This is a genomic window from Paenibacillus endophyticus (genome assembly GCF_014192395.1).
GTDB lineage: Bacteria > Bacillota > Bacilli > Paenibacillales > Paenibacillaceae > Pristimantibacillus > Pristimantibacillus endophyticus.
The window spans coordinates 12,409-38,081 of the sequence record NZ_JACHXW010000008.1; the positions used below are offsets into that span (position 1 = coordinate 12,409).

Sequence of the window (25,673 nt, forward strand, 5' to 3'; positions counted from 1 at the left end):
TTGTCACCTATCCTTATTTTTCATTTGCATCTGTACATATCCATTAGAATAACGTACTTCTCCGCTCTAAATAATGAATAAAGTGGTGAAAAGTTTGCACTTTTGCACGTTTCGAATTATCTCGAACGCAGGTTGCTAAGCACAAATTCAAAGTCAGCAGGCAGCGGCATTTCAAATTCCAAACGTTCCCCGCTTCGCGGATGCGTAAAGCCAAGCAGCGTCGCATGCAAAGCTTGTCCTTTTAGCGCTACCGTTTTATTCCGGCCATATACCGGATCCCCTGCCAACGGGTGACCGATATATTTCATGTGTACACGAATTTGATGCGTACGTCCCGTCTCAAGCTGAAGCTCTACAACCGTATAATCGCCAAGTCTCTCCAAAACATGGAAATGAGTGACGGCGTTTCGGCTATTCCGCTCTGTTACCGTAAACAGCTTCCTGTCATTGAGATCGCGTCCGATTGGCGCATCGATCGTACCTTGATCATGCGGCAAATTACCGTGGACCAGCGCGATATATTTTCTTGTAACGGTATGATCCTTCAATTGCTCAGCAAGTGAAATATGGGCTAGATCATTTTTGGCGGCCATAAGCAGGCCCGTTGTGTCCTTATCAATACGATGTACGATTCCCGGCCGAATCATGCCGTTAATGCCGGATAAATCCTTGCAGTGGTACATGAGCGCATTAACAAGCGTCCCTGATGAATGCCCTGGCGCTGGATGTACGACCATACCGCGTTTCTTGTTGATGACAATCAAATCGGAGTCTTCGTAAATAACCTCAAGAGGGATATTTTCCGGGACAATTGCGGCCTCTTCAGGCGCTGGTATATGAAGCACCACATGATTGCCTTCAATAATTTTAAAATTCGCTTTGGCCACTTTCCCGTCGATTTGAACGGCGCCTGCTTTAATCCATTCCTGCACTTGCGTCCGTGATACGGCTTGGTCATCTATGCTGTCTGTTACGAACTTATCTACGCGTTCGCCGGATTGCTCCGCCTCTGCGATCCATTCCAATGGTTCCTCGTTATACAGGTTGCTGCTCATGATTGTTTTGATCCTTGTCCTCTCCATTTTGCGAACGTTCCTTCTCATCTTTTGCAGATAACAAGGTGTCAATTAGTATTAGTGCTACACCGCAGACGATGCCCGAATCCGCCACGTTGAAAATCGGAAATGAATAGCTGCCGAAATTAAACTGCAGGAAATCGGTAACTTCACCAAACCGCAGACGGTCAAGAAAATTGCCAATCGCTCCGCCGAGTACGAGCCCTAGTCCGATTAGCAGCCAAGGCTTTGCAGTCTTCCTCATCGCCTGAATATACCAAATAAGGCCGCTTACAATCACGATTGTGATGATAATGAAGAAGACTCGCTGTTCTTGCAAAATGCCGAATGCAGCGCCTCGGTTTCGGTGAGATGTAATGAGAAAAAAATTACCGATAACGCTAATTTGCTCCATGATCTCAAGCTTTGTTTCAATTAGTCTTTTTGTTGCAAAATCAAGGATAAACACTAAAACCGCTATCCAGTAATAATAAAAACGCATCATATCACTCCTATTTTTTTGTAAAGCACGTTTTTAACGTATGACGATTCTTGTGCGGCTAAGCAAATCGTGTGCGTTATTATTTATTACCAGCCAATTGTAGCATACCGGACCAAATGAGAGCCAGTACCGCAACTGGATCTTCCATTGAAGCCCATACTGAAAATCCTTGTTTCGGCTAAAGCTAATACAGCAATCATGTTCCCTGCTAAGGAGGGTGCCATATGACAAGGCCAACAAATGCAAACATTAAACTGCTGCAAAGCAGATTGCTGGACGAACAGAGTGAAATCGAACAGCGCCTGGAAAACAATGATCACTACGGTCTTTCTGAATCGCTTCGAGATGATACCGGCGAGCTCACTTCCATTGACAACCATCCCGGCGATACAGCTACTGAGTTGTATGAACGGGAGAAGGATGTAGCTCTGCTTGAGCAAGAGGAGCTTCATCTCCAGCGTATTGACGCAGCACTGCAAGCCATTTCCAGCGGTACCTATGGGATTTGCGCAACCTGTAATGAACCGATACCGCTAGAGCGGCTTGATGCTGTACCCGATACGCTGCACTGCATTGAACATGCTCCTAGGCAGCATCTATCTCTTCGGAGACCCGTTGAAGAAATCGTGCTTGATCCGCCATTTGGACGAACCAGTATGGATGAGCAGGATTCTTACAACGGTTTCGACGGCGAAGATGCTTGGCAAATTGTCGAGCGATGGGGCAATGCGGATTCACCCGCCACGTCTGAGAATCGAGATGTTGCCGATTATGGTCATGTAGGCATCGATGCATATGAGAATGATGGCTATGTCGAGCCGCTCGAGAGCTTTCTCGCGACGGACATAACAGGCCGCCATGTCTCTGTCATTCGAAATCGAGAATATTTGCATTATTTGGATACAGGCGAAGGTGATCACGGTCTCGAAACAGATGAAGCCGAGGACAGGTGACGGTTAATACGTTTTACCTTCCAGCTGGATTTGAACGATGCGTACGATATCCGCGATATAATCGCCGATGATCGGCAGGTTTAACGCGCCAAGAATACGCAGCACATAAAGGATCGTCGCAGCAAAAAAGGTAAAGCCGATCGCGATGCCGACTCCTCTGGCAGTACCAGCAAGCAAATTTTTCCAAATTATGGTTCTCGGTCTGTTCAACAAATTAACGTATTCGGCTATTTGCGTATGTTCTAAGTCAGCGGCAATTTTCTGCAGCCTTTTGTCTAGGCTGCTTAACGAAATATCCTCTTTGTTGCCTTGTTTCGGTTGTTCCGGGTTGATTATTTTCATAAGAGGCATCCCCTTTGACCAACAATAAAACGAGGTCGGGCCTTCCAGCCATTGCATGCAAGTGACTTTAGAGTCGCTTGCTGCAGCAGCCGGTAGGCGACGGCCTCGTTTTTTTGCGAGTAATTATCCTCTATACTATATCCTTAACCTCGGATGAAAATCCCTATTTCTTTCTCGCCAAGCACAACTCTTTCCATTTCAGGAAGCGATTCAAAGACTACCGATTGAACGAGCACATTTTCTTGAAGCACCTGTCCGAATGCATCCAGCGCTTCTTTAAGCACGGCGTCTACATCAAGTACGAGGTCAATCCGTTTCTCAATCGGCAAATCGAGCTTCTTACGCGTATCCTGTACGGCACGAATCACTTCACGCACCCAGCCCTCTTGCTCCAGCTCAGGTGTAATATCCGTGTTCAGAGCAACGGTTACACCGCCAGCTGAAGCCGATGCAAAGCCGGATTTGGCTTGTTTCTCTACGAGAAGCTCCTCGATTGAGATGGAGAGCTGCTCGCCTTCCGTAGTCGAAAATTCAAACGCTCCGCCATTAACAATTCCACGCGTTTGATCTGCCTGCAAGCCTTTAAGCTGCGCTTGAATTGGACCAACGTTCTTGCCGTATTTTTTGCCGGCAATCTTCAGATTCAGCTTCAATGTGAAATCGACGAAGCCGCTGTCCGAATGCTGTACCGTTATCGCTTTAACGTTAATTTCATCCTTTATAATATCCTCATAATCAGTCACGTTGAAATCGCGGTCTAGCGACACGATAAGCTCAGACAGTGGTTGACGCGTCTTAATTCCCGTTTCGTTGCGCACGTTGCGGGCCAGCTCTACAACCTGCTTCGCGCTTTCCATGTCACGCTCGAGCGTCTCGTCAATAGCGGCTTCATCCGCTTTCGGATAATCGGCCAAATGCACGCTGCCTTCTCCGCCAAGATTTCCGTACACATCCTCAGCCAGCAGTGGAGCATAAGGAGCGATCACACGGGATAGAGTAATCAGCACGCTGCGAAGCGTTTGGTAAGCTGCCAATTTATCAGCCGATAGCCCGCTTCCCCAGAAACGGTCACGTGAACGCCTAATATACCAGTTGCTCAGCTCATCAACGAATACTTCAATCGATTTGGCTGGATTAAGGAAATCATTCACTTCGAGTCCTTTATTCACCGTGCTGATCAAGCTGTTCAAGCGTGAGATAATCCAACGGTCAAGCTTATTGTCCGACTTCTTCTCCTCATGCTTCGTGTAATCGAAGCCGTCAATCGACGCATACAAAGCGTAAAAGGCGTGTGTATTCACAATCGTATCAATAACCTTAGATTTCGCCTCGCCAACGATGCCTCTGGAGAAACGCTTGCTGTTCCATGGCGCGCTGTCAGCTAGCAAAGCCCAGCGGAACGCGTCTGTTCCATATTCGTTGATGATCTCCCAAGGATCGATAACATTGCCTTTCGACTTGGACATTTTTTGACCATTCTCGTCCAAAATATGACCCGTAGAAATGACGGCCTTATATGGCGCCTTGCCATTGTATAGCGTTGATACCGCCAATAAGCTGTAGAACCAGCCGCGCGTTTGATCGATACCTTCACAAATGATGTCTGCCGGATACTGCTCGCCGAACGACTCTTCATTCTCGAACGGATGATGATGCTGAGCGAAAGGCATTGAACCGCTGTCGAACCATACATCGATCACTTCAGGCGTTCGGACCATCTCCGCGCCTTCCGCGAATGGCGATTTCAATTTAATTCCGTCAACGTATGGTTTATGAAGCTCGATGTCCTCAGGCACATCGCCGATTGCCATCGCCCTAAGATCAGCTATACTGCTCGGCGAATACTCCTTGCCCGTCACTTCACATACCCATACATTCAAAGGCGTACCCCAGTAACGATTGCGGCTGATATTCCAATCGACCAAATCCTCTAGAAACTTGCCAAAGCGGCCCTCGCGAATATGCCCCGGATACCAATCCACGCTGTTGTTGTTTGCGATCAGTTGATCTTTAACCGCAGTCGTCTTGATGAACCAGCTCTCCATCGCGTAATAAATCAACGGAGACTTGCAGCGCCAGCAGAACGGATAGCTATGCTCGTAACGTTCTTTCGAGTAGAGCAGACCGCGTTCGCTCAAGTTTTTGACAATATCAATATCCAGTTCTGCATCCTTCACAAAACGTCCGGCAAAGTCGGTTACTTCAGCAACATAACGGCCTGCCAAATCTACTACGCTCAGCATGCTGATTCCATTGTCGCGAGATACTCGGTAATCGTCCTCACCGTGTGCCGGCGCAATATGGACGATCCCTGTACCGCTGGTGTCGCTGACGAAATCGCCTGCAATCACGATATGTCCCTTTTCGACTGCCACGTATTGAAATGGCGGCTCGTAGCTAAGACCAATGAGCTCCGCGCCTTTGACAACTGATAAAAGTTCGTATCCATCCTTCAGCACGCTCTCTGCCAAATTCTGAGCTACGATGTACACCTCGCCGTTTTTGGATGCACGTACGTAATCAAGCTCGGGGTTTACCGCAAGAGCAACGTTTGCAGGAAGCGTCCACGGCGTTGTCGTCCAAGCAAGAATATATTCGCCTGTTCCGATAAGCTTGAACTTAGCCGTTGCGCTTAGGTCCTTCACATCCTCGTAACCCTGCGCGACTTCATGCGAGCTGAGTGTCGTCTGACAGTCCGGACAATAAGGGCTAACCCGATGTCCGCGGTACAGCAAGCCTTTTCCGTGAATCGTTGACAAAATATGCCATACGCTTTCGATGTACTCGTTTTTCAGCGTAATGTACGGGTTATCTAAATCCGTCCAATAAGCGATTGCCTCTGTCAGCTCACGCCACTGCTTTTCATACTCGAATACGCTGGCTTTGCATTTCTTCACAAATTTCTCCACGCCGTATTCTTCGATCTCTTGCTTGCCCGAAATGCCAAGCTGCTTCTCAACACCAAGCTCAACCGGCAAGCCGTGCGTATCCCAACCAGCTTTACGGATGACACGGTACCCGGCCATCGTTTTGTAACGGCAAATAAAGTCTTTGATTACCCGGCCAAGCACATGACCGATATGTGGTGCTCCGTTAGCGGTAGGCGGTCCCTCATAAAACACAAAATTAGGCTTGCCTTCCCGGTTTGAGATCGATTTTTTAAAGGTTTCATTCGTTTTCCATTGCTCCAGCACTCGCATCTCACGAGTGCGGGCACGTTCTTTGACATCAACGCGTTGCATCTCTCCAGCCTCCTGTTATAAACAAAAATAAAGCCTCATCCCTATGAGAAGGGACGAGGCTTAGTCGCGTTACCACCCTTGTTCCGCGCAAGCATTATCGTACGATAAGCAAGCATATGAAGAAATCAGCAGACAGCTGCTGCCTTCATGCGGCACCTTAGTCACGAACAAGAATTGTTCGCGTTCCCTGTAACGGGGGACAGCCGTCAGCACTTACTGCCGCATTCGCAGGTTCGGCGCTGCTTCTCAAAGAGGATATTCCGCGATAGCTCACACGCCGGTCTTTCAGCTGCTGCCGGCTCTCTGGGGAGTGATGCTAAAACGTACTTGTTCTTATCAACGAAGTTTAGATCATCGATTTATTACTATTAGTTATAGCGTAACAGCCGGTCAAATGTCAAATGGGATTCGCCCAATTGTACATTTCATTAGCCTCGAGTAAGCTCATGCTCCGATTGTCTGGATTGCGGCTCAAGCGTATCCCAGCCATCTACGGTGAGTAGCTCGAGCTGTGCCTCAACCAGCGTGCGGAAACGCGCGCGATATACGGAGGCTTGCTTCTTAAGCTCTTCCACCTCTAGCGAGACCTTGCGGGACTTCGCCAGGGAATCATTGATAATGCGATCTGCGTTCTTCTCTGATTCCTTAATAATCAGCTGCGCTTCCTTCTTCGCGTTGCTTCTTACCTCATCAGCCGCTTCCTGCGCAACAATAATGGTTTTGCTAAGCGTTTCTTCAATGTTTGTGAAATGATTCAATCTCTCTTGCAAACCGAGCACTTGGTTTTGCATCTCTTTATTTTCACGAATCAACGATTCGTAGTCTTTGATGACCTGATCAAGAAATTCGTTAACTTCATCCTCATCATAGCCCCGCAGTCTCCGGCCAAACTCTTTGTTATGTATGTCCAATGGCGATAACGGCATTGGCGCACCTCCTCAAGATATTTATGACTCTTGCAACCGAGTAATACAATTCGAATGAGAACAAATTCGACAACCAAAGTTAGAATCCTGCATTGGATTAAATAAATTTGCCAATCCTGACTCGAATCCTGCCTTTTTTTGTCACGCCGTCGACCTCTAACACCTTAAATCGACCGAGTCCTTTGAATGACACGACATCTCCAGCCCGCAGCTGCCCAGAAGGATCTTCCTCCGACTTCCAGTTCACGCGGCATCTTCCTGCTCGGATTGGATCGACGATTTTGGAACGGCTGATGCGATAGACATCGCTTGCAATGCCGTCCAGTCTCATAGAAGCAACCGATAGGCTCATTTCCTCCAGCTTCGGAACGACTGCCTGCAGACCGGATAAAGGGAGTAAGTCGGTTAGAACGCTAATGCGATGAACCTGTCTCAAATGTATGTTTAAATAATCGGCTATTTCATCCATAACGACAATATGGCAAAATTGCTCATGCACATGGATATCGCCGATTCGATCGCGTTTAATGCCGAGTCCGAGTAAGGCACCCAAAAAATCACCGTGATCCAAATCGAGTTGTGCCTGGCCAGGCCCGTTGACTTCGAGAACAGAAATGCCTACGCTCTCATCGTCCAAATTGCGATAATCCGGCCCAATAATGGCGCGCTTGCGTTCTGCTTGCTCGTATCCGCCGTCCATCCGTACACTGACATCCGGGTTGCGATTAGCCAGTATTGTAAGGATTTGTGCTTGTCTAGGGTCTAAAAAATCGGTCCGCTTCAGCTCATGCTGCTGTGCGGACCGCTCTATCCATTCCTCCGCCCGATCTACGAAAGGTTTCTCATCGGGATGGAAATGATCGTATATTCCTTGTTTCATGCAAAATCATTCCTTTAAGTAAGGTGAAACGGCTATCGCCGTCCTTTGGCGACGCGACGCGTTTCATTCTGAGAAATATAGAGAATGTATAGCCTAAGGACATACTTTCCTATCTTTTAAAAATCCGATTACGGAATCAAAAATTCAATGACCGCAACCAAGCCCATCGCAACGAAACGCAATGCGAAAAGCGCAATAATCGGCGATAAATCAAGCATGCCGCCAATTGGCGGGATGAATCTTCTGAAGATTCCCAGATAGGGCTCAACTAATTTAGCTAGAAAAACGCCAATAAAGCTTTCTCTCGCATTCGGCAGCCATGAAAGCAGCACATAACCGATAATCATAAAGCTGTAGATACTTTGAAGAGTACCTATTACATCTCCCACACTATTAAACAACTCAAGGTCACCTCATTTTGTTGTAGTCGTTCTCCTCCGCCAGCATTTCCGTTATAGCACCTTGAATTTCCACCGAATCCGGCGTGCAAAGAAAAATGTTGGGGCCAAGCTTAGAGATGCTTCCGCTTAAAGCGTACACTGTACCGCTTAGGAAATCAACAATCCGAACAGCAAGATCGCTGCGGACTCTTTGCAGATTCACAATGACAGCACGGCGCGAACGAAGATGATCGGCAATTTCTTGCGCTTCGTCATACGAACGGGGCTCGCTAAGCACCACGCGGACATTTTTCTGCGAGTGAATGCTGACGACATTATTGCTCTTTGTGTTTTTACGTGCCTCGAAGGGAGAAGTTTCAGCTTCTTGTTCCTCCGGCTGAACAATGCGTTCTCTCTCTACGACCTCTTCCTCATCCTGCAAGCCGAGAAAGCTCATAAAACGGTTCATTACGCTCATATCTTATTCCTCCTCTTTCCCTACCAGTATCGTGCCCAGACGAATCCATGTCGCTCCTTCTTCAATCGCAACGTCGAAATCATTCGACATGCCCATTGATAAGTGCGTGATCGTTTTCCCGTGCGCAGAACTGCTCTGGATGACATCGCGAAGCTCTCGCAATGCTTTGAATACAGGCCTGGTCTGCTCTGGCTCAGCTTCATATGGAGCCATTGTCATAAGGCCAATTGGCGAGATAGACTTGAATGAAGCAAGCTGCTCCACAAATCCTTTTAACTCGTTAGGGGCAAGCCCCTGCTTCGTGCCTTCGCCTGAAACATTGACTTGAATGAAGCAGGGAACGACAATACCAAGCTGCGAAGCTCGTTTATCCATCGCTTCTGCAAGCGACAGCCTGTCCAATGAATGCATGTATGTAAATTTCCCAATGACGTCCTTCACCTTATTCGATTGCAGCGAACCGATAAAATGCCAGATCGGCTGTTCGTCTATTCCATTGGCTGTTTCCCCGCTTATCGCTTCCCATTTCTCCTGTGCGTCCTGCCATCTGTTTTCGCCTAAATGACGAAACCCATGCGATAACGCGGTTTTTGCTGTGTCCAAAGACACATATTTGGTGACGGCAATAACCTGCACGTCTTCTCTGCTGCGACCCGAACGCTCGCAAGCCTTGCTGATTCGTTCTTCAACCAGCTGCACTCTATCTTCAAACGTTAACGACATGCTTCACCTCTCCTGAATGCCGATCCAACTGGCCATTCGGCCGGTCAAGCCACCCTCTTTGCGGTGGGAGAAAAACAAATCCCGCCTGCATCCGGTGCACCACTCTGTTAATTCGATATGGATCGGCAAAATTCCTGCTTTTATCATAATCTGTCGGTTTATTTCTTTCAAGTCCAAGTTCGCCTTGCCATCTATAGAGCGTTGAAGCATCTTCTGACTCGATTCTCCCTCAACCCCTAACTGCTCCAATAGCTGCTGTACTTGCTGTATAACGGGACCATCAACCTCATAGCAGCAGCTGCCAATGGAGGGTCCAATCGCGGCTTTTAAATGCTCAGGTTTTGTGCCGTAAGCATCCGTCATCACTTGTACGGTTTCCGCAGCAATTTGCTGTACGGTCCCCTTCCAGCCTGCATGCGCTAGCGCAACCGCATGATGCTGGGGATCATAGAAATAAAGCGGCACGCAATCGGCATAGAAAGACGCAAGCAGCACGCCAGGCACGTCCGTTATGATTGCATCGCAATCTTTAATTACATCATCCATCGAATCTCTTCCGCGTCCTCGCTCAGCGAGCGTAACCTGTGACACGCGATTGCCGTGAACTTGCTCGGCGCAGGTCCAAGATTCAAAGCTCCATCCAATCGCATCCGTCAACCGTTTGCGGTTCGCAATAACATCATGTTGTGAATCGCCCACGTGCAAACCTAGATTTAAAGAAGACCAGGGTGCGCCGCTTGCGCCTCCATCCCGACCAGTAAACCCGGCTGTCATTCCCGTATAAAGGTCATTCCATTCGGACAATAAAAAAAGCGAAGGACCCTTCGCTGATTGGAAATGTTCAAATGCTTCCATAATGTTTTCACCTCTATTATAGGCTTGTTTCGCTAACTAGCTAAAGCCAGTTTATCGTGTTACGAGCGAGCGTGCAAATCCTCTTCCTCCGCGCGCAGCTGTTTCGTATCATCCATCCGAACGAGCACGACATCTGCACCGATTTTCACAATATTGCGCCATGGGATAACGACCTCTGTACCTCCGCCGCCAAACATCCCCAAAAACTTAGTAAACTGTGGAACAACGATTGAATCAATGCGACCTTGACGCAAATCGAGCTCCAAATCACTAATTTGCCCAAGTTTTTTCCCATCTACGATATTAATAACATCCTTAGTCTGAAAATCAGATATTTTCATTTTCGTTCACCGCTTTTCATGTAGGATGATCATCCGTTTACCTCTCCTATAACTATATGAGCAATTCGGCTAAAATGTCCTTCTACTCAAAAAAACAGTTAGCCTCGCTTGATTTTATGTACGATTTCGCACAATACTTTTATTTCCAGTTTTTCATGTTACCCTTAATGTACGATGCCGTACAAATGAACTTTTCAGAAAGGAGGATATATGCCCAAAATCATTGCTACAGAAGACTGGATCAAGCTCGGCTTAAAGCTCTTTGCTGAAGGTGGACCTGAAGCTTTAGTAGTTGAAAAGCTCGCCAAGCAGCTTGGCAGCAGCAAAACAAGCTTTTACTGGTACTTCAAAACCCGTGCAGCATTTATTAAACGCATCATCGCGTCTTGGCAAGAGCTCGCAACCGCTTCAATTATTGCGCATTTGCAAGAACAGGAATCAGTATCCCCCCGCGAGAAGATCTACTATCTTCTGAGGGTTATGTTCAGCACCGTCGAGGGCCATGATTTTATTTACCATCTTCGCAATCTTGGCGTTTCAGAACCCGAATACGCCGACATTCTTCAGACAATCGAGAAACAAAGATTGGATTATTTGACTAGCTTGCTTATGAACTACGGACAAAGCTATGAAAATGCGGCAAGCAAGTCGGAGCTAGTGTACAGCTATTACTTAGGCTGGCATGAGCGTCATAAGCACAAGCCGCCTAGCGATGGAGAAGCAGAAAAACAAATCGCTCTTTTGAAGCCCTTTCTGGAGTCGTCAATTTAATTTAAATGGAGGGATTCGGATGCAGGTAATATTAGCGGGAATTATGAGCGGCGTGCTGTTTATTGTGGGAGGCATTCATTTCAATTGGCTTTTCGGCGGGCGCAGCGGTTTCGCTATCGCAGTTCCTACGAAGAGCGAAAACAAACAGCCCTTGTTTAAGCCAGGCCCCATGGAAATAGCTGCGGTTATCCTCCTCTTTTGGGCTGCAGCGATCCTGCTGCTCATGCACGTAGTGATCATCCCGCCGATCGGTCCTGCCTGGCTGCCCGCTTTTTCCGGAGTAACCTTCTGGATGATGGCCATTTCATAATGTCCTGTGTTACGCAAAAAAACGGTGCCGCGAGGCACCGTTTTTTTATGTTTTGACATGCTTTTGCATTTGCTGAATAGCAGACTTCTCGAGCCGTGACACCTGCGCCTGCGAGATGCCGATCTCATCAGCAACCTCCATTTGCGTCTTTCCTTCAAAAAAGCGCATCGATAAAATCATTTTTTCCCGGTCGTTCAGCTTGTGCATCGCTTCGCGAAGCGCAATTTCCTCGATCCAAGAAACATCCTTATTGCGTTCATCGCTAATTTGATCCATCACATAGATCGGGTCTCCCCCATCATGATAAATCGGCTCAAAGAGTGAGACCGGATCCTGGATCGCATCCAGTGCAAACACGACATCTTCCTTCGGCACATTCAATGCCTCCGAAATTTCAAAAATCGTAGGCTCGCGCGAGTTCTTGTTCGTCAAGCTGTCCCGGACCTGAAGCGCTTTGTAGGCAATATCCCTCAGACTCCGCGATACGCGTATCGGATTATTGTCTCGCAAGTAACGGCGTATTTCACCGATGATCATCGGCACGGCATAGGTGGAAAATTTGACATTTTGGCCAAGATCGAAATTATCTATCGCCTTCATAAGTCCAATGCAGCCGACCTGGAACAAGTCGTCTACAAATTCTCCCCTATTGTTAAACCTCTGTATAACGCTAAGAACTAGCCGCAGGTTGCCGTTTACTAATTTCTCTCTTGCTGCCCACTCATTGCGGGTTTGCAATGCCGTAAACAATTCTCTCATTTCGACATTATTTAGGACGGGCAGTTTCGAAGTATCCACTCCACAGATCTCGACTTTATTTCGGGTCAACGTGATTACCTCCCAAGGAGAAACATTACTGTACATTATCTCCTCAGGTGGTCTTTTTATTCCTCTTGCGACATCATTCGACATCTGCAAGCGGGGTGCGGCTTTACACCATTTTGTTAAATTCCTTGCGCAGTCTTTTTATGATCCGCTTCTCCAAGCGGGAAATGTACGATTGCGAGATGCCGAGAAGATCGGCAACGTCCTTCTGCGTTTTTTCTTCTCCATCTGCCAGTCCGAAGCGAAGCTCCATAATAATCCGTTCACGCTCAGACAGCTTATCGAGCGCTTTGTGGAGCAGCTTGCGATCAACCTGTTCTTCGATATTCCGGTAAATCGTATCATTCTCCGTGCCCAGCACATCGGACAGCAGCAGCTCATTCCCATCCCAATCAATGTTGAGCGGTTCATCAAAAGAAACCTCTGTCCGTGTTTTGCTATTGCGGCGCAAATACATCAATATTTCATTTTCAATACAGCGCGAGGCGTAGGTAGCAAGCTTAATCTTTTTCTCAGGATCAAACGTGTTTACCGCCTTGATAAGTCCAATTGCGCCGATTGATACGAGATCTTCAATATGAATGCCGGTATTTTCAAACTTACGGGCAATATACACGACTAATCTTAAATTCCGTTCGATCAGCATAGCACGAATAGCCGTATCGCCAGTAGGCAGCTTTTCCAGCAAATATTCTTCCTCTTCGCGTGTAAGGGGTGGCGGGAGCGCTTCGCTTCCACCGATATAATAAATTTCTTCGCTTTTTAATCCGAATAAAAACATCACACGATAATAATATAACTGAAGGATCAATTTATACTTGACGAGCATCTGGCCCATCCCTCCTCGTTTGTATGAGCATACGTTCTTTACTGTTGTACCATAGACGGATGGATTATGGCTCGGTATGCCCCATCAGCCGTCAGCTTTCCGCCGTCCAGCCCGATCAGCACCTTCCGCGTTTCAAAAACTTGTCCTTCCCTAGTGATTTCGACCGCATCCGGCTTTATCGCTAGCATGAACTGCGAACCTCGGTTGACACCTCTGAACGGGACTAGGCGGAGCCGATCTTGCCATACAAAGGCTTGTTCATCCATTCCCGCTACAAGACGATCTACTTGTGCATCTCGTATGCTATTCAACCACGATTCGGGTAAATCATCTTGCCATAGGGATGCTTCCATTACCATGACTGGCGTCCTCGTAAGAGGATCATAAAGCTGGTTGCCAGTATCAATTAGACCAATACACACATGTATCCGTTCACCGATTGTAACTTTGACCTCAGCTAAATGAGTGTGCACCAACTCCCGTTCTCTTTTTTGCGTCAAGACGGTACGGTATATATACAGTCCGATACAGAACGCAGCAACCAAATAAAACAGTCCCATCTTGAGCTCGACACGCATGCTGCCATTTACGAACGTAATCGTTCTCCATACTTCGCCGGATCCTTGCATAAACAAATAATACAGACCAAGGACAGCTCCAGCAGCGACAAAATTGACTGCATAGAAAGCCGCGACATTTCTCAAATAATGCTGAATGGACGCAAAACCGAATGCAATCCACACCATAAGCAGTGAAATCCCGACCTTAACTGCGAGAGTAAACAAAAAAGACAATTGCGGGAAAAGCATTAAAACGACATAACAAGCTCCGACAGCAGAAGCTAATAACACCCGCCAAGTTGATGGTTTTAGATGACGGGCCCATGCGGAAGTTAATAGAATTGCACCATCCACGAGCAGCTCTCGCAAAAACATAACATCCACATATACAGCCACTTCGGTCACCTTCCTGCAACTGGCGATAAACGGGCCTGCAGCCGGCACCCGGGAGAACGATTGACACTAGTATATTAAAATCCTATTTCAAAGTCTGTCTATTCATGACAGCATGACATATCTTTTTTTGTCGAGTAGGAGTATAAAAACCGCCTAGTCAGAGATCGTGACGGAGAGATTGTATGCATCCACTTATCAGCTGCTGATTAAAATGTTGGTGAAGGGATTCGCATCTACCACTTGCTCCTTGATGAAAGATATATAATGTTTCTCCATATATGAAGCCGTGAAGAACACCGCTTGCTCGGGGATGGATTGCTCCCGCAGTATGCGGTGTTATTTTATTCTGAGGGGGTCAAAAGAATGTCGTTTCATGCCATTCATGAACGTTGGCTTGATGTGCATCTAACTGAACGCGAGGGTTAAAGCAAACGAAGATTATTACAGGGACAAGGACATGCCGAGAAGTTTTTTCTTGATGCCTTATGGTTTCCGGCTTTTTTTGTGCTAGACGGTTGAGCTCCTGAGTACGAAATCGCAAACTTTCGTGACGGCATTCGTTTTCTAGACTTTGCTTATATAAAAGACGGACTGCGGTTGGCTATCGAAATCGATGGTTATCCTTCTCATGCCGCTGAAACTTCGCGCTGGCAATTCTCTGACTATCTAATGCGCCAGAACATTTCTTGCTTGATGGCTGGAGGCTGCTGGGCTTCTCCTATGATGACATCAAAGAGAAGCCGCGCATATGCCCAGCAGCTTCTTCAACAGACGATATAAGTGCGTGCGGCGGCTCTGTAATGCCTATAGCTTCTTACAAGCGTTTAAGATGGTTACTTTAGCGGCTGTAAGCACCTATTTGCGCTTACAGCTGCTTATTGTGAGGAGTGAGCAAGCGAGGCGACTTTATAAACATGTCAGTGCTTACAGGAGTTCAGGCTGGTTACCTTGGCTGCTCTGTAAGCAGTTACCTGCATTTACATCGTTCAACCTCATCTGCTTCTACCTCTAGACTCATACCTCCGCTCAGCCATAGCTAATCTAATCACGCGCATCCTCAGCTAATCACAAAAAAACCGCCTCGCCAATTGCTGGCGAAGCGGTTAAAAAGATAGCATTAGCGATCGTTGCGAGGGCGATTGCGCAGGAACGCTGGAATTTCCAGCTGATCGCTTGATGTGTTGTTAGCACCGAAAGGCTTAACTCCGCTTGTGCTTCCCGTTTGTCTTGTATCAACCGCTTCCGGTTGTTGCTGAGGCACTCGGCGAGCTGCAGCTGACTTGTGCTCAAAGCCCGTTGCAATTACGGTTACTTTAATTTCGTCCTTCAGATCTTCATCAATAATTGCACCGAAGATCATATTCACGTCAGGATCTGACGCTGAAATTACGATCTCTGCTGCTTCATTCACTTCATACAGGGATAAATTGCTGCCACCTGTTATGTTCATAATGACACCGCGTGCGCCATCAATCGATGTTTCCAGCAATGGGCTCATAATCGCTTTTCTTGCCGCTTCCGCCGCACGGTTCTCACCAGTAGCGATACCGATACCCATTAGTGCTGATCCGCGCTCTGTCATGATTGTTTTGACGTCTGCAAAGTCGAGGTTGATAAGACCAGGTACCGCAATTAGATCTGATATACCTTGAACCGCTTGACGAAGCACATTATCCGCTTCGCGGAATGCCTCAAGCATTGGCGTCTTCTTGTCAACAATCTCAAGCAGTCGGTCATTAGGAATGACAATAAGCGTGTCTACTTTTTCCTTCAGTGCCTCAATACCAAGCTCAGCTTGTCCGGAACGCTTGCGTCCTTCGAATGTGAACGGTCTTGTAACAACTCCTACTGTCAAAGCACCGCATTCACGCGCGATCTCAGCGATTACCGGCGCAGCGCCAGTACCCGTACCTCCGCCCATTCCTGCGGTAACAAACACCATGTCCGAGCCTTTCAGCTGATTCATAATAATTTCACGGGATTCCTCAGCAGCCTTGCTGCCAACATCTGGATTAGCACCGGCACCCAAACCGCGTGTCAGCTTATCGCCGATTTGCAGCTTATGCTCCGATTTCGCCAAATGAAGTGCTTGAGCATCCGTGTTCACCGTTATGAACTCTACACCTTTAACACCATTTTCTATCATACGGTTTACAGCATTACTGCCGCCCCCGCCTACACCAATTACTTTTATTTGAGCCAGCGACTCAAGCTCAAAGTCGAATTCCAACATCTTTCATTTTCCCCCAGTCAAGCGTAAACTGCTGATAGCATCCAAGTGATACGGTACAGCAACGTTTCGCGGTAAAATATAAGCATCGTACAAGGCGAAACGGCTGTCGCAATCCTCTGGCGGCGCGTTTCAATCCTAGAAATATAGAGAAAGGATGGCGAAACCATATGCTTTCCTATATTTTAAAAGTCAAACTTATATTATCTTATATTTTCAAATAAATTCATTAAACATACTCTTAATCCGCTCGAACATACCGGGTTTAGTAGAAGGTGCTGGACTTGCTTTGCGGCTTGCCGTTTTCTTCACAGCTCCAGTTCCACGAGCTCCCATATATTTCGATACATATTGAATCATGCCAACGCCGCTGCTGAATGCCGGGTCTCTTACTCCAATATAGTCCGGGAGTGCGATTCTTACGGAAGACTCTAGCTCTGTCTGGGCCAAAGCAAGCGTTCCTGGCATCGACACAGAGCCGCCGGTCAGCACATAACCGTTAACCTTATCCCCATAGCCAAGTCTTCGAACCTCTTGTCTAATCAGATGAAAGATTTCTTGCATGCGTGGCTCAATAATGCTGGCAAGGTCAACCTGTGAAAATTCCTTCTCCACATTGCTGCCCATTCGCACCACTTTGAATTTCACGTCTTCAGCTGCATCCAACACATTTGCACAGCCGTATTTCAATTTAATTTTCTCAGCTTGATCGCTTTGCGTGCGCAAACCATACGCTACATCATTCGTAACGTATTCGCCGCCAATAGGAAGCGTGGATGTTGCAGCCAGCCCGCCTTGATCGTATATGGCGATCGTACAGGAGCCAGCTCCGATGTCCGTAAGCACGGTTCCCATCGATTTCTCATCCTTTGTTAACGATACAACGCCAGAGGCTAGCGATAATAAAATTACGCCAGAAATACGAAGTCCCGCTTTCTCTACACAACGCATCAGGTTGTGTATGGCAGTCTTCGTTCCCGTTACGATCGTCGCTTCAACCTCCAGCCTTACGCCAATCATACCGCGCGGATCAGAAATGCCTTCCAAACCGTCTACCAAATATTGCTTTGGAACCAAATTGATGATTTCACGCTCCGGTGGAAGCGCAACTACTTTTGCTGCTTGCAAAACACGTTCAATATCTTCCTCGCCAATCTCACGATCCTCGTTGGATACTGCAACGACGCCACGATTGGTTTGAAGCGCAATATGATTGCCCTGTATGCCAACGTATACGTCTGATATTTGAATGCCTACCATGCGTTCCGCATGCTCTACTGCGTTGCGGATCGATTGCACAGTTTGGTCAATATCTACTATTGCTCCTTTGCGAATACCCTCTGAGTCGGCTGATCCAACTCCAATAATATTAATGGCTCCATTATTCACTTCACCAATAATAGCACGAACTTTGGATGTACCGATGTCCAAACTGACGATGATGTCGTTGCTGCTCATCTTGCGGCACCTCCGTTTCAAATAAATATTTATAATCACACATGTTAAGGTCTTTCTACATATTCAACGCCTTTAATATTTTCCCTCTTTTTTCAACAAATTTTTCGTTGTTTTTCGCTTTATGTCGAGCTCCGCCCCTTGCGGAACCCTATATTTCCTAATGTTATCCAGCCCCATCGAGTATAAATGCCATAAATAAAATTCTACCATTCTTTCAAGCTATTGAGTAGTCTCTTTTTGGTCAGCATCTATATTTTCTGGACTTTCCTCTTTAAAAGGGACATATGTATCTGCGAGCAGCATTGTAATTTTTCCCGGCTCCTGCGTCTCGATGACTGCATTCAAAGCTTCGATTTTCTCGGGGAGCACTGAAACGGCAGTTACGACTTCGAATTTCGTTCGCGTATACATGATTACCCTGTCAGGATAAGCCGCTGAAGGATATGGAATAATCTCCGACAGATCAGACAGCTGCTTCGATGAAATCTTGCCGAGCTGCTTTGTCAGCTCCGCTTTTATGGGATCTTTCTCCGTCCAGCCTGAAAGCACGGGCTTGTCCACCAGCTGCATTTCGTCATTTTGAGCTTCTACTGTGGTGCCATTCGATAAAAGAGCGGTCAGCTCGCCTTGCTTCGAGAGCTCAAATGCTACAACCGGGTACTCTACAATTTCGATTTTTATTAGTCCAGGAAACACTTTGGTTACTGTTGCTTTGCTAATTTGAGGCAGAGCAAGTACTCTTTGTTCTATTGTATTAGACGAGGTGCGGAAGAAAGCATCCCCGACCAGAATGGCCGCTTTTTTGTTTATATCCTCTTTGGATACGAATCTCGTACCTTCAATTTGAATCTCTGATATCTTGCTTATTGAAGAATTAAAAAACAGAACCGCTAGAAGAGCCAGGAATAACAGAATAAGAATGTAAAGAAGCTTTTTGCTGCCCATCCTCTTTTTTAAAGGCTCCTTCAGCACAGGCATCTGCGCGCTCATAACTTGTCCCTTCTTTCCCCAAAAAACATCCGGTTATCCTCTTAGCTTCAGCCTACGCTTTGCTTGAAAAGGGGTACCGGCTGTTTCTATCTTGCATCTCACGCGCATAGTATTAATTATTAGGAACTGGCGAGTACCGTGATATCCGGGCACCGAGCCTCGCAAGCATCGTTTCGATTTTCTCATAGCCCCGATCGATGTGGTGAATCTGCTCAACTACCGTCTTACCTTGCGCCGCTAAACCGGCAATGACAAGAGCAGCTCCCGCCCGAAGATCGGTTGCCTCAACAGTCGCGCCATATAGCCTAGGCACCCCGCGTATGAAGGCTGCATTCAGATCTACCCGAATGTCTGCGCCCATGCGTGAAAGCTCATCCACATGTTTCAATCTGCCTTCAAAAATCGTTTCTTTCAACACGCTCACACCATCAGCAAGCGCAAGCAGCACCATGACCTGAGACTGCAAATCGGTAGGAAAAGCCGGGTACGGTGAGGTTACGATTCTTTCAACTGCCCTAGGTCTAGTTGCACTGCCAACTTTAATTATATCACCGTCGACAACGATTTGAACACCTGCGCGTCGAAGAACATGGATTAAGGAAGATAAATGGGCAGGCTGTGTGTTCTGAAGCGTTACTTGCCCGCGCGTTGCCGCAGCAGCCACCATAACCGTACCCGCAACAATGCGATCTGGAATAACCTTATAACGACATGGTGTTAGCGACTGTACCCCATCAATCGTTATCGTGTCCGTTCCGGCTCCCATAATTTTTGCACCCATTGCATTTAAGAAGCCTTGTAAATCTTGAATCTCTGGCTCTCTAGCAGCGTTGCTAATCGTCGTGCGGCCTTCAGCCAAAGCAGCAGCCATCATGATGTTCTCCGTCGCACCTACGCTCGGAAAGCTCAAATGGATGTCCGCTCCGCGAAGCTTATCGGCACGGCATATGATTCGATTACCCAGTTCTTCTATTTCTGCACCAAGAGCCTGCAATCCTTCTAAATGTAGATCAATCTTTCGTTCACCTATCGCACAACCGCCTGGCTGGTAGACCTGCGTTTCACCAAACCGGGCAAGCAAGGGGCCCATTAAAAAAATGGAAGAACGCATCTGCCTCATTAACGATTCCGGCACATGGGAAATATGTGCCGTTTCAGTATCCAGCACAACAGTTCCTCCCGTGTGCTCGGCCCGGCATCCTAGTTCGCGTAAAATATTCAGCATTACATCGATGTCTAGCAAATCTGGCACATGATCTAGCGTTGTTGTGCCATCGGCCAATAAACTGGCAGCCAGAATCGGCAAAGCGGCATTTTTCGCTCCTTGGATAACGATGGTTCCTGAGAGTGGTTTCCCGCCTTCAATCACCAATTTGTCCAATGTATCACCTCCGAATTACCGCTCACCCACCACCAATACCTCCGGCACCAGCAGGATATCATAGCGTTCCTGGACGATGCTTTGAATACGAGTCATGAGGGCGAGAACGTCTTCAGCTGTTGCTTGCCCGGTATTTACAATGAAATTGGCATGCTGCTCCGATACTTGCGCTCCTCCGAGCCTTTCACCCTTTAAACCAGCCTCTTGAATGAGTCTAGCTGCAAAGTCGCCCGGCGGGTTGCGGAATACGCTTCCTGCGCATGCGAGCTGCAGCGGCTGTGTTCTCAATCTTCTCTCTTTGTAAGAGGCCATCATGGAAAGGACTTCCTTCTTGTCTCCCTCTGCAAGCTCGAAGACCGCCTCTACGACGACCCCTTTTTGCTCGTGAAGAATAGAATGTCGGTATGAGAAGTGCATATCCTCGCGATTGAAACGAACCAATTCTCCTGTATCCAGTACAATGTCAGCTGATTTAAAAATACGTGACACATCCGAACCATGCGCGCCAGCATTCATATAAACGGCTCCGCCTACCGTGCCTGGAATTCCCCCTGCGAACTCAAGCCCGGTAAGCCCTGCTTTACCCGTCATGACTGATAGCTTTATTAACGAATATGAAGCGCCAGCCGTTACTAGCGGTCCTTCAAAACGCACGTAATCTAACCCTCTGTGCGGTTTTATTACAACACCGCGAATCCCTTTATCGCTCACCAGCATGTTGGAGCCTCTGCCCAAATTAGTCCACGGCATTTGGTGCTTTTGCACCAGCTGCACGGCTGCCACTAATTCTTCTTTGCTTCGAGGGAGGATTAATATATCGGCAGGTCCGCCGATTTTCCACGTTGTATAGTTCGAGAGCGGTTCATCATACAAAACTTCGCCAAGATTGGCTTGTTCCAATTCCGCTTTAAATGCTTCCATTAGTTGTACCTCCTAAGGTTTTGTGAAGCAAAACCAGCATCGTAAGCATTCGCTTTGGTTTTGTGAAGCAAAACCAGCATCGTAAGCATCTGCTTAGGTTTTGTGAAGCAAAACCAGCATCGTAAGCATTCGCTTTGGCCCTGTGATGCAAGCAAGAAATGAAAATAAAATGATTCGCTGCCCTGTCAGCATGCCCTTGCGGCACGTAACAGGCGATTTGCTGCAACAACCGCTCCAATTGGGCGACGGTCACGAATATAGTGTATCTTATGCCCTTATAGGCTCTTGTGTGACAGCAGCCCATACGGCGCTCTTTTGCTTGATAACAACGCTTTGCTTCACTTCAATATAAATCTTCTACTGCTGCTTATTTATTTCTAAATTGAATCATTCACGGCTTCGCTGCAGGTTTTAATCACAGTCACTATAAATAAATGAGTCAGATGCTACAAATAAATCGCTAGCCCGCTTCTTAAAATGTCTTCTTCCACTTTTGGAATAAATGTACATTCTGGCCTTAAAACAGCATAATCCGGCAAGAATGCGCTTCTGCGCATGGCAGGATGCGACTCATTCTTAGCCGGACGATAACGACTTCCTTGCAGCTATCCAATAATGGCTTTGCAAGTAAGGTTCGACTTTCGGGAAAGCATGCTGAGACGCAATCGCCGCTGCAGCCATTCTCCGTTCCAGTCATGGAGCCTCACCTCGAATAACGGGATACGTTCAACAAGATGCCCAGCGCGGTCAACAGCAGAGTCAGGGAAGAGCCTCCATAGCTCACAAGCGGCAAGGTGATGCCAGTAACGGGCATCATGCCAATAACGACACCAATATTGATAAGCACTTGGACGCCGATAATGCCGGTGATCCCGACGGCAAGCAAGCTTCCGAACGTATCCGGTGCTGCAATCGCCGCACGTATACCTCGCCAGATTACGATTAAAAACAATAGAATTAATGTAGCGCCGCCAATAAAGCCAAGCTCTTCGGCCAATATGGAAAATATGAAATCCGTCTGCGGCTCCGGCAAGTAACTAAACTTCTGCCGGCTCATGCCAAGCCCTAGGCCCACTAGACCTCCAGGTCCAATTGCATACAAGGATTGGATAATTTGATACCCGCCGCCCAGAGGATCTGCCCATGGATCAAGAAAAGAGGTAATCCTCTTGAGCCGGTAAGGGGCAGCCAATATCAGGCCGATGAATCCCGCGACACCGATCAGCGCCAGCCCGCCCAAGTGCGCCATTCTCGCGCCGGCAGTAAAGATAAGAATAAGAGAGGCGCCCACCATTACTGCTCCGGTACCCAAATCAGGCTGAAGCATGATGAGGCCGAAGGCTAGTCCAACCAAGCCGAGCGGCGGCATAAGCCCTTTGGTGAAAAGCGTGATTGTCTGCTGCTTCTCCGACAACCATTTGGACAAGAATAAAATCATGGCCAGCTTCATGAATTCAGAAGGCTGAATGCCGAATGAGCTAATGCCCAGCCAGCTCCGCGCTCCGCCGCGAACGACTCCAACACCCGGTATTAGAACAAGCAACAGCAAGCCGAAGCAAACAATCAATGCCATAGGCGCCCACTTTTTCCAGACGGTATAATGCGTATTCATCGTGAATAGCAACGCACCGACACCGAGTCCGGCAAACAAGAGCTGCCGTTTCACGAAATAAAAACGGTCGCCAAACTCATGAAAGGCAAGCACTGCGCTTGCGCTGTAAACCATAATTAATCCAATTGCTAGAATAAGCCCGATTGCAGTCAGCATCCAAATATCCGGGGCAGAACGTGCCTTGGCCATAGCGAACACACCTCTTAGCATGGGAAAGTAGGGACATGCCCCCTACTTACAAGGTATGCGCTGAATCTTTAAAAATGCGCCCTCTTTGCTCATATGACTTAAACATATCCCAGCTCGCGCATGCCGGCGACAAGAGTACGATATCGCCTGGCTCTGCTATAGCCGCTGCTTGCATCACTGCTTGTCTGAGGACGGATTCAACGTCATCACTAGGTTCGACGATTTCCACCCTCGCTAAACCTGCAAGTTCCGCGACGCGGGACAGCTTCTCTCGCGTTTGTCCGAAAGTGACGAGCGCCTTCAGCTTCTCGCGGAACAACGGCTCAAGCTCCATGTAATCCGAGCCTCGGTCAAGACCGCCAGCCAGCAATATAACCTTGGAGCTAAAGGATTGCACGGCTATCGTCGTAGCGACAGCATTCGTTGCTTTGGAGTCGTTGTAATATTTGACGCCGTTCACTTCCCTTACGAACTCAAGGCGATGCTCAACTGCATTAAACCCCCTCAGCGGCGGTCTAAGCTGCTCGAGTGCGACTCCCGCTGCAATGCTTGCCCCTATCGCTGCAAGAGCGTTAGCGGCGTTGTGAACGCCAGGAATGCCAAGCTCAGCCACAGGCAGAATGATCGTCTCTAATCCATCCGCTTGCTTAAATATAATTTTCCTGCTGAGCGCTTCGACTTCCTCTTCAGTAATGCCACCGTCGCGTTCAAATGGCGGATCAATATAAATCCCTGACCCGAGCTTCTCATAGACAGAGAACGGAATGACTTCTGCAGCTAAAAATTCGGAAAGCGCCCGGCATTCAGGGTCATCCCAGTTCACAATCGCAATATCATCTTCTGTTTGATTATCAAACAGCTTCGCTTTGGAATTCACATAGTCATCCATGTCGCCGTGGTAATCCAGATGCGTTTCTGCAATGTTCAACAACAGCGCGATGTGCGGACGGAACGCGCTTGTTCCTTTGAGCTGGAAGCTGCTGAGCTCAGCCACGATCCACTGATCCTGTTCCGCTTCCAACGCCGCCTCGCATAGCGGACGTCCGATATTACCTGCCACAATCGGTTTCAGTCCTGCATAATCCAATATTTCGCCAATCCAAGTAGTTGTCGTCGTCTTGCCATTTGATCCTGTGATCCCGATGATCGGTGCAGGAGAGAGCCAGTATGCGGCTTCTACCTCCGTAATAATCTCTACGCCCAGCTCCTCAGCACGCTTCACCGGAGGCGACGTATAAGGAATCCCGGGATTTTTGACAAGCAGTGCGGTTTCCTCCGTAACGAGATCCTCTGGATGATAACCGCATATCACAGAAATGCCCAAAGCAGTTAATTCATCCGCTTCGGGACATAGATCACGAGATTTCATATCATTCACTATGACTTCAGCGCCGAGCTCATGGAATACCTTTGCAACGCTAACTCCGCTTCTAGCCAAGCCAATTACGACAACACGGCGGCCCTTATACGATGCCGGATGGTTCATATGTGACATTCCCTCCTATGGATACATGAAGCGGCTCCAAATAAACTTGGAAGCCGCTTTCCGTTACGTTTCTATTCATTATATTACAAAGAGCAGACCGATTGCAGCAAACACTAATCCGACTAGCCAGAATACGGTGACAACTTTCCATTCCGACCAGCCCACCAGTTCGAAATGATGATGGATTGGACTCATCTTGAATATCCGCTTGCCTCTGAGCTTAAAGGACCCTACTTGCAAAATAACAGACAGCATCTCAAGCACGAATACGCCGCCTATGATAATAAGCAATAGTTCCGTTTTGGTCAGAATAGCAACCGCTGCAATCCCGCCGCCTATACCAAGCGAGCCCATGTCTCCCATGAACACCTTCGCCGGGTGAGCATTGAATATAAGAAAGCCGAGCACCGCACCAATCATGGCAGCCGAGAAAACAGCCGACTCATGCGCTGACGTTTGCAGCGCCACAACCGTAAAGGCTCCGAATGCAATCGCGCTCGTTCCTGCGAGCAGACCGTCTAATCCATCTGTAAAATTCACGGAATTGCTTGATGCGAACATGATAATAACGACAAGCGGATAATAAAACCAGCCGAGATCAAAGCCCCAGCCTGTACCAGGCACCGTAATTTCCGTGCTGTGGCCCATATTGTATAGCATCGCGCATACGATAACGGAGAAGAGGAGCTGACCGAGCAGCTTCTGCCTCGCCGTTAGTCCGAGCGACCTTTTGAATACGATTTTAATATAGTCATCCAAGAAGCCCACAAGTCCAAAACCAAGCGATGCCGTCAGCAGCACCCAAAACTCAGGTGTCTTGTCTGAGAACTTCAGAAATGCAATCATAAGCGCAATCATGATTATGATGCCGCCCATGGTTGGAGTACCGCTTTTTTTGAGATGGCTCTGCGGTCCTTCGGTGCGGATCTGCTGTCCAAACTTTAAACGTCGAAGCAGCGGTATGAACAATGGTCCGAGCAATATCGCTAGCAAAAAGGAGGCGCCAATCGAAAATAAAATGACCATCATGTCCATATC

Annotated in this window: 25 protein-coding genes and 1 other annotated feature; of the genes, 3 read left to right on the forward strand and 22 right to left on the reverse strand. The window is 47.7% G+C overall.

The features are described 5' to 3' along the window. Positions 1-116 precede the first annotated feature (116 nt). The gene (locus FHS16_RS14665; RefSeq protein ID WP_183563577.1) at positions 117-1,055 is read right to left on the reverse strand and encodes an RluA family pseudouridine synthase; all 939 of its coding nucleotides are present in this window, start codon (positions 1,053-1,055) and stop codon (positions 117-119) included. Further along, positions 1,036-1,557, reverse strand: coding sequence for a signal peptidase II (gene lspA, locus FHS16_RS14670; protein ID WP_183564198.1), 522 nt, complete (start codon positions 1,555-1,557; stop codon positions 1,036-1,038). The genes FHS16_RS14665 and lspA overlap by 20 nt, the downstream gene beginning before the upstream one ends. 224 nt (positions 1,558-1,781) lie before the next feature. Between lspA and FHS16_RS14675 the strand changes: the two genes are divergently transcribed. Continuing rightward, positions 1,782-2,510: a TraR/DksA C4-type zinc finger protein gene (locus FHS16_RS14675; RefSeq protein ID WP_183563580.1), complete on the forward strand. Its 729-nt coding sequence runs from the start codon at positions 1,782-1,784 to the stop codon at positions 2,508-2,510. A gap of 3 nt (positions 2,511-2,513) precedes the next feature. Here the strand turns inward: FHS16_RS14675 and FHS16_RS14680 are convergent, their stop codons facing one another. The 9 genes from FHS16_RS14680 to FHS16_RS14720 all read right to left on the reverse strand — a co-directional run bounded on the left by FHS16_RS14680 (position 2,514) and on the right by FHS16_RS14720 (position 10,677). Further along, complete coding sequence (locus FHS16_RS14680; RefSeq protein ID WP_246431760.1) at positions 2,514-2,852, reverse strand: DUF5665 domain-containing protein; 339 nt, start codon at positions 2,850-2,852, stop codon at positions 2,514-2,516. A gap of 143 nt (positions 2,853-2,995) precedes the next feature. Then, on the reverse strand, positions 2,996-6,094 hold the full coding sequence (gene ileS, locus FHS16_RS14685; RefSeq protein WP_183563586.1) for an isoleucine--tRNA ligase: 3,099 nt from the start codon (positions 6,092-6,094) through the stop codon (positions 2,996-2,998). A gap of 46 nt (positions 6,095-6,140) precedes the next feature. Then, positions 6,141-6,443 (reverse strand) — a binding site (T-box leader). 79 nt (positions 6,444-6,522) lie between these two features. Then, positions 6,523-7,020: a DivIVA domain-containing protein gene (locus FHS16_RS14690; protein WP_183563590.1), complete on the reverse strand. Its 498-nt coding sequence runs from the start codon at positions 7,018-7,020 to the stop codon at positions 6,523-6,525. 97 nt (positions 7,021-7,117) lie between these two features. Beyond that, entirely contained in the window at positions 7,118-7,900 is a 783-nt protein-coding gene (locus tag FHS16_RS14695; protein ID WP_183563593.1) for a YlmH family RNA-binding protein, read from the reverse strand. A 128-nt stretch (positions 7,901-8,028) separates the two neighbouring features. Further along, positions 8,029-8,301, reverse strand: a complete 273-nt coding sequence (locus tag FHS16_RS14700; protein WP_281379116.1) for a YggT family protein — start codon at positions 8,299-8,301, stop codon at positions 8,029-8,031. Between the two features lie 7 nt (positions 8,302-8,308). Next, positions 8,309-8,758, reverse strand: a complete 450-nt coding sequence (locus FHS16_RS14705; RefSeq protein WP_183563596.1) for a cell division protein SepF — start codon at positions 8,756-8,758, stop codon at positions 8,309-8,311. Positions 8,759-8,761: 3 nt separating this feature from the next. Continuing rightward, entirely contained in the window at positions 8,762-9,481 is a 720-nt protein-coding gene (locus FHS16_RS14710; RefSeq protein WP_183563599.1) for a YggS family pyridoxal phosphate-dependent enzyme, read from the reverse strand. Between the two features lie 3 nt (positions 9,482-9,484). Continuing rightward, on the reverse strand, positions 9,485-10,336 hold the full coding sequence (gene pgeF, locus FHS16_RS14715; protein ID WP_183563602.1) for a peptidoglycan editing factor PgeF: 852 nt from the start codon (positions 10,334-10,336) through the stop codon (positions 9,485-9,487). A gap of 59 nt (positions 10,337-10,395) precedes the next feature. Continuing rightward, positions 10,396-10,677: a YlmC/YmxH family sporulation protein gene (locus FHS16_RS14720; RefSeq protein WP_183563605.1), complete on the reverse strand. Its 282-nt coding sequence runs from the start codon at positions 10,675-10,677 to the stop codon at positions 10,396-10,398. Positions 10,678-10,887: 210 nt separating this feature from the next. On the opposite strand from FHS16_RS14720, the gene FHS16_RS14725 reads away from it, so the two are divergent. Together FHS16_RS14725 and FHS16_RS14730 are read left to right on the forward strand one after the other, a co-directional pair. Further along, positions 10,888-11,448 (forward strand): TetR/AcrR family transcriptional regulator, encoded by a 561-nt coding sequence (locus FHS16_RS14725; protein ID WP_183563608.1) that lies wholly within the window; start codon positions 10,888-10,890, stop codon positions 11,446-11,448. A 19-nt stretch (positions 11,449-11,467) separates the two neighbouring features. Further along, positions 11,468-11,758: a DUF3995 domain-containing protein gene (locus FHS16_RS14730; protein WP_183563611.1), complete on the forward strand. Its 291-nt coding sequence runs from the start codon at positions 11,468-11,470 to the stop codon at positions 11,756-11,758. 45 nt (positions 11,759-11,803) lie between these two features. Here the strand turns inward: FHS16_RS14730 and sigG are convergent, their stop codons facing one another. The 11 genes from sigG to mraY all read right to left on the reverse strand — a co-directional run bounded on the left by sigG (position 11,804) and on the right by mraY (position 25,670). Beyond that, the gene (sigG, locus tag FHS16_RS14735; protein ID WP_183563614.1) at positions 11,804-12,586 is read right to left on the reverse strand and encodes an RNA polymerase sporulation sigma factor SigG; all 783 of its coding nucleotides are present in this window, start codon (positions 12,584-12,586) and stop codon (positions 11,804-11,806) included. A 103-nt stretch (positions 12,587-12,689) separates the two neighbouring features. Beyond that, positions 12,690-13,412, reverse strand: a complete 723-nt coding sequence (gene sigE, locus FHS16_RS14740) for an RNA polymerase sporulation sigma factor SigE (protein ID WP_054027973.1) — start codon at positions 13,410-13,412, stop codon at positions 12,690-12,692. Positions 13,413-13,450: 38 nt separating this feature from the next. After that, positions 13,451-14,368, reverse strand: a complete 918-nt coding sequence (gene spoIIGA, locus FHS16_RS14745) for a sigma-E processing peptidase SpoIIGA (protein WP_183563617.1) — start codon at positions 14,366-14,368, stop codon at positions 13,451-13,453. Positions 14,369-15,485: 1,117 nt separating this feature from the next. Then, the gene (gene ftsZ / locus FHS16_RS14750; RefSeq protein WP_183563619.1) at positions 15,486-16,601 is read right to left on the reverse strand and encodes a cell division protein FtsZ; all 1,116 of its coding nucleotides are present in this window, start codon (positions 16,599-16,601) and stop codon (positions 15,486-15,488) included. Between the two features lie 213 nt (positions 16,602-16,814). Beyond that, on the reverse strand, positions 16,815-18,056 hold the full coding sequence (gene ftsA / locus FHS16_RS14755) for a cell division protein FtsA (protein WP_183563621.1): 1,242 nt from the start codon (positions 18,054-18,056) through the stop codon (positions 16,815-16,817). A 219-nt stretch (positions 18,057-18,275) separates the two neighbouring features. Further along, complete coding sequence (locus FHS16_RS14760; protein ID WP_183563624.1) at positions 18,276-19,046, reverse strand: cell division protein FtsQ/DivIB; 771 nt, start codon at positions 19,044-19,046, stop codon at positions 18,276-18,278. Between the two features lie 112 nt (positions 19,047-19,158). Next, a complete protein-coding gene (gene murA, locus FHS16_RS14765) occupies positions 19,159-20,427 on the reverse strand; it encodes a UDP-N-acetylglucosamine 1-carboxyvinyltransferase (RefSeq protein WP_183563627.1) in 1,269 nt (422 codons plus the stop codon). Between the two features lie 15 nt (positions 20,428-20,442). Next, positions 20,443-21,348 carry a UDP-N-acetylmuramate dehydrogenase gene (murB, locus tag FHS16_RS14770; protein WP_183563630.1) on the reverse strand — a complete coding sequence of 302 codons (906 nt, stop codon included), beginning with the start codon at positions 21,346-21,348 and terminating at the stop codon, positions 20,443-20,445. Positions 21,349-22,051: 703 nt separating this feature from the next. Next, the gene (spoVE, locus tag FHS16_RS14775; RefSeq protein WP_183563642.1) at positions 22,052-23,149 is read right to left on the reverse strand and encodes a stage V sporulation protein E; all 1,098 of its coding nucleotides are present in this window, start codon (positions 23,147-23,149) and stop codon (positions 22,052-22,054) included. Positions 23,150-23,195: 46 nt separating this feature from the next. Beyond that, positions 23,196-24,635: a UDP-N-acetylmuramoyl-L-alanine--D-glutamate ligase gene (gene murD / locus FHS16_RS14780; RefSeq protein ID WP_183563644.1), complete on the reverse strand. Its 1,440-nt coding sequence runs from the start codon at positions 24,633-24,635 to the stop codon at positions 23,196-23,198. Positions 24,636-24,713: 78 nt separating this feature from the next. Next, positions 24,714-25,670, reverse strand: coding sequence for a phospho-N-acetylmuramoyl-pentapeptide-transferase (mraY, locus tag FHS16_RS14785; RefSeq protein ID WP_183564204.1), 957 nt, complete (start codon positions 25,668-25,670; stop codon positions 24,714-24,716). Between the last annotated feature and the right edge of the window lie 3 nt (positions 25,671-25,673).